Annotated in this window: 4 protein-coding genes; 2 read left to right on the forward strand and 2 right to left on the reverse strand. The window is 66.4% G+C overall.

The features are described 5' to 3' along the window. Both metE and ACO48X_RS10790 read left to right on the forward strand, forming a co-directional pair. Positions 1-933 (forward strand): 5-methyltetrahydropteroyltriglutamate--homocysteine S-methyltransferase (gene metE, locus ACO48X_RS10785; RefSeq protein WP_485002087.1); only part of this gene is annotated, 933 nt, incomplete at its 5' end. Between the two features lie 236 nt (positions 934-1169). Next, entirely contained in the window at positions 1170-2474 is a 1305-nt protein-coding gene (locus ACO48X_RS10790) for an alpha/beta hydrolase-fold protein (protein ID WP_485002088.1), read from the forward strand. Positions 2475-2614: 140 nt separating this feature from the next. Here ACO48X_RS10790 and ACO48X_RS10795 read toward each other — a convergent pair whose 3' ends face one another. Together ACO48X_RS10795 and ACO48X_RS10800 are read right to left on the reverse strand one after the other, a co-directional pair. Further along, positions 2615-4159 carry a Na+/H+ antiporter family protein gene (locus tag ACO48X_RS10795; RefSeq protein WP_485002089.1) on the reverse strand — a complete coding sequence of 515 codons (1545 nt, stop codon included), beginning with the start codon at positions 4157-4159 and terminating at the stop codon, positions 2615-2617. 105 nt (positions 4160-4264) lie between these two features. Continuing rightward, positions 4265-4654 (reverse strand): helix-turn-helix domain-containing protein (locus tag ACO48X_RS10800; RefSeq protein ID WP_485002090.1); only part of this gene is annotated, 390 nt, incomplete at its 5' end.

A 4654-nucleotide genomic window follows, 5' to 3' on the forward strand; every position in this document is an offset into this window, starting at 1 on the left:
GCCGTCAACCGCGGCGAGATCGACGAAGCGGGCTACCTCGAGGCGATCCGCGCGGAGATAGCCGACGTCATCGCCCTTCAGGAGGGCCTCGACGTGGACGTCCTTGTCCACGGAGAGCCAGAGCGCAACGACATGGTGCAGTACTTCGCCGAGCTGCTCGAGGGCTTCGCGGTCACGTCGCAGGGCTGGGTGCAGTCTTACGGCACGCGCTGCACGCGCCCGTCGATCCTTTGGGGCGACGTCGCGCGCACCAAGCCGCTGACCACCGAGTGGACAGCCTACGCCCAATCCCTGACAGACCGTCCGGTCAAGGGAATGCTCACCGGCCCCGTCACGATCCTCGCGTGGTCTTTCGTGCGCGACGACCTTCCGATCGCCCAGGCGGCCGACCAGGTCGCCCTGGCGCTGCGCGACGAGATCGCCGACCTCCAAGCCGGCGGGGCCGCAATCATCCAGGTCGACGAGCCGGCGCTGCGCGAGCGGCTTCCGCTGGCCGAAGAGGAGCACGAGGCCTACCTCGCGTGGGCGGTCGGCTCCTTCCGCTTGGCCACCGCCGTCGCCGAGCCTTCGACTCAGATCCACACCCACCTGTGCTATTCGGAGTTCGGGCAGATCATCGACGCCATCGACGCCCTCGACGCCGACGTCACGTCGATCGAAGCCGCGCGCTCTCGCATGGAGATCCTTCCCGAACTCGCCGAACACGGCTACGTTCGCGGCATAGGCCCCGGCGTATGGGACATCCACTCCCCGCGCGTTCCCTCGACAGAGGAGCTCACCGAGCTCATCGAAGCCGCCGTCGCGGCCATTCCCGCCTCCCGGGTGTGGGTCAATCCCGACTGCGGGCTGAAGACGAGAGCGTATCCGGAGACCAAGGCGACCCTGGAGAACCTCGTGAGCGCGGCGAAGGCCGTTCGAAGCCAGCTGAGCTGAGACAGTCGCAGGCTGACTGCAAGGCCGAGGCGATATGTGGGTCGGGCGACGTCCGCGTTGCCCGACCCACGCGCGATTTCAGAGCCTTCGGCGTGAATCTCAAACGCATATGCCGCATCCCCTTAGGCGGTTTCCACAGGCGCCGAGCCGATTCGAAACAGGCCTTCGGCCGGGCGGCGCGATTGCGACCAGCGGACAGCGGGCGACTGTTGCCAGCGGACAGCGGGGCGATTTTCATGAGGTTTGACCGTCAACCCAAACTTTGGCGCGACAGGCATGGAAGGGCCCACCGGGAGATCGAGGCCAACGTTCCGATTCACTCGGCCTCCATCGAGCGAGCCACCGGCCCAATCGAAGCCGCGTTCGCACTCCAATCCCAGGATTTCGAGAGGCTCCTGGCCGAGGGCCTTTCGCGCCTCAACCCAATTGTCACACCGTGCGGCCGCGACGCCCTGTACACGTGGCTCGTCGAAGCGCCGTCGGCCGGGAGCGTTCTGCTGTGGCTGGCAGATCTGGTTGAGCCAGGACGCATCGAGAACGCCGAGTTTTCACGGCTCGGCGGAACCGGAACATGGGCGCTCACCGTCAAACTTCCGCGAAGTTGGCGCGCCTCATACAGGATTGCGACGAACGCGGCGGATCCGATGGATTCCCCCTGGAGAGCGGCTCGCGGATACGGGCCGGTGCGCGTGGCCGCGCTCGAATCGTCGAGCTTGGATCGACGTTCTTCCGAGGCCATGCGATCCACAGCGGGCGAGTTCTCGCTGGCCGCCGGCCCGGAGGCTCCTCCGGAGCTCTGGCGCTGCGACGTCGGGCGCGAGGCCGAGTGCTCGGACGCAGGGCGCCGCACCGGAGGCGAAGCCGCCGGTCAAGGAGAATGCACCCGGTCCGGAGACCCGCATCCCCCACACGGCCGCGTCGAAGAGATCTTCGAAGGCTCCGAGCGAGCATGGATTTACGTCCCTAAGGCCGACGTTCCCGATTTCGACCGCCCCACACCGCTGTTCTTGCTTTTCGACGGCGGCACGTGGGTGCGAGACATCAGGCTTCCTCGGCTTCTCGACGCCGCAATCGCCTCCGGGGCCATTGCCCCGCTCCACGTGGCGATGCTCGACGCCGGCGGCGAGGGCGACCGGTGGGAAAGCCTCGGCGTTCCCTGCGGCCAAGTCGATGCCATCCTCGATTGGGGGCTTCCAGAGCTTCGCAGCCACTACAACGTGGCTCACGACGGCGCGAGCACCTGGGTGGCAGGGCAAAGCCTCGGCGGGCTGAGCGCACTGTGGACGGCGGCCCTGTCCGAAGGGCAGGTTCGCCACGTCGTCGCCCAGTCCCCTTCCCTGTGGCGCTTCGACTTGGCGGGCCCCTTGGCCGAAGCCCCTTGGGATTCGATTCGCATCGACGTCGGCGCGCTCGAGGGCACAGCGCATCTGGCGCACCGACTCGCTGCCCGGGTTCCCGGCATCGACGTCAAGGAATTTTGCGGCGGCCACGATTGGGCCTGCTGGCGCGCCGCGCTATTCTCCTCCCTCGCAAGTGTGTGAGCCCGCCTCGGAGTGAGCCCGCCTCGGTGTCAGCGCGCCCGGGCAGTCCCCGTGTACGGCCGGGGGGCACTGAGGCCGTCTGCGTCTTGGCACGGTGGCTGCGCTGTCGCCGCCTTGGCGGCGACAGCGCGACACCGCGTTCACAGCACCATGGCCGCAATCCAACCGGCGGCGAGCAGCGGCAGGTTGAAGTGGAGGAAGGTCGGTATGACGGTGTCGCGCACGTGGTCGTGCTGACCGTCGGCGTTGAGCCCCGCCGTCGGGCCGAGGGTCGAATCCGAGGCGGGAGAGCCCGCATCGCCCAGAGCCCCTGCGGTGCCGATGATGGAAACCGTCGCGAGCGGCGAGAATCCCAGGGACGCGCACAGCGGAACGTAGATCGCCGTGATGATCGGAAGGGTCGAGAACGACGAACCTATCCCCATTGTGACGATGAGCCCCACCAGGAGCATGGCGAATGCGGCCATCGGCCGATTGTCCGCAAACACCTTGGAGATGTCGGCGACGAGGGGTTTGACGTCGCCAGTGGCCTCCATTACCGCGGCGAAGCCCTGGGCCGAAATCATGATGAACCCGATGACGGCCATCATCTTCATCCCTTGGGTGAAGACGTCGTCGGCGTCGCGCCAGGGCACCGCACCCGTGACGAGGAAGACCATCAACCCCACGAGAGATCCGATGAGCAGACCGTCCGCTTCGGCTCCGGACGCCTTCATCCACAGCTGCACCCCAAAGCATGCAACGATTCCGACGAGCGACATGACGATGGGATAGGCAGACGGGCGAGCCTCCCCCTTTTCTTTCGCCTCGTCGGAGCCGCCGCCCGAGCCTCTGTTGCGGCCCTTGCCGAACAAAGCGGCCAAACCGCGCCTGCCCGCACCGACTTTGCCCGAGCCGCCCGCACCGGCTTGGCCGCCGGAGGCGCTGCCGTCCGGGCCGTCGTCGGCGATGACCGCGTCCAGTTCGGAAACGCCGCTGCCGACGGACTTCGAGCCGTCGATCGCCACGTCGGCGTAATCGCGGGGCTTTCGATAGGAGAAGAAGACGGCGATGAGGAGGCCGGCGACCATTCCCAGCGCGGGAATCCCCATGGCGGCCATCACGTTGACGCCGTCGGTCCGCATTCCGGCTTTGCGGATGTTTCCAAGAAGAATGTCATTGAGGAAAATGCTGCCGAATCCGATCGGCAGATACATGTAGGTGGTCACCAAGCCGAAGGTCAAGACGCAGGCCACGAGCCTCCGGTCGATCCGCAGTTTGTTCATGACCGTCAAAAGCGGCGGAATGAGCAGCGGGATGAATGCAATGTGCACGGGAACGAGATTCTGGCTCATGATCGACATTGCAAGAATCCCGCCGAGCATCGTGTACTTCATGACGGTCAGCACGCGTTCGCGCGACGCATTTTCCTCGCCGATCCGCGAGATGAGCGCATCGGCGAGGAGCTTGGGAAGCCCCGAGTTGGCCACGGCCATCGCGAAGGCGCCGAGGAGGGCGTAGGAAAGGGCGATCTTCGCCCCGCCCGAAAGCCCCTCCTGAAAGGCGACCAGCGTTCCGTCCAGGCCGAGGCCGCCCAGAAATCCGCCTACGATTGCGCCGATGAAAAGGGCGACGACGACGTGGACGCGCACCAGCGAGAGGGCCAGCATGACAACCACGGCAATGAGAACGGAATTGGTCAACATTGCCCAACTATAAAACACGTCAAGCCCCGCGTCCGCCCGATCGCCCGGCAAACGGACAAAGAGACGCATATTGCCCGTCAGACAACTAGCATCCCGGAATTCCGTTCACTGCGGCGCCGACGGGGGACTCGTCGGCAAGGCCCGCCGCCGATGGGAAGCGGCGCCGTCGCGTTGAAAAGCCCGGCGATACTCGATCGGCGGCACTCCGACGGAGGCGACGAAATGTTTGCGCATGGACACGGCGCCGCCGAAGCCCACGCGGCTGGCGATCTGCTCGACGCCGAGCGCCGTCGTCTCCAGAAGCTCCTGCGCGGCCGCCACCCTGCGGGAGATGAGCCACCGAATCGGGGGCATCCCGGTCTCGGCGAGAAACCTCCTATGCAATGTGCGCGGCGACGCGTGCGCGCAATCGGCCATCGTCTGAGCCGTCCACGGGGCGGCGAGATCGCGCAGAATCGCCGCTCGCAGTTCTTCGCCCTCGCTCGCCCTCCCCTC

This window comes from Peptidiphaga sp. (genome assembly GCF_057238965.1).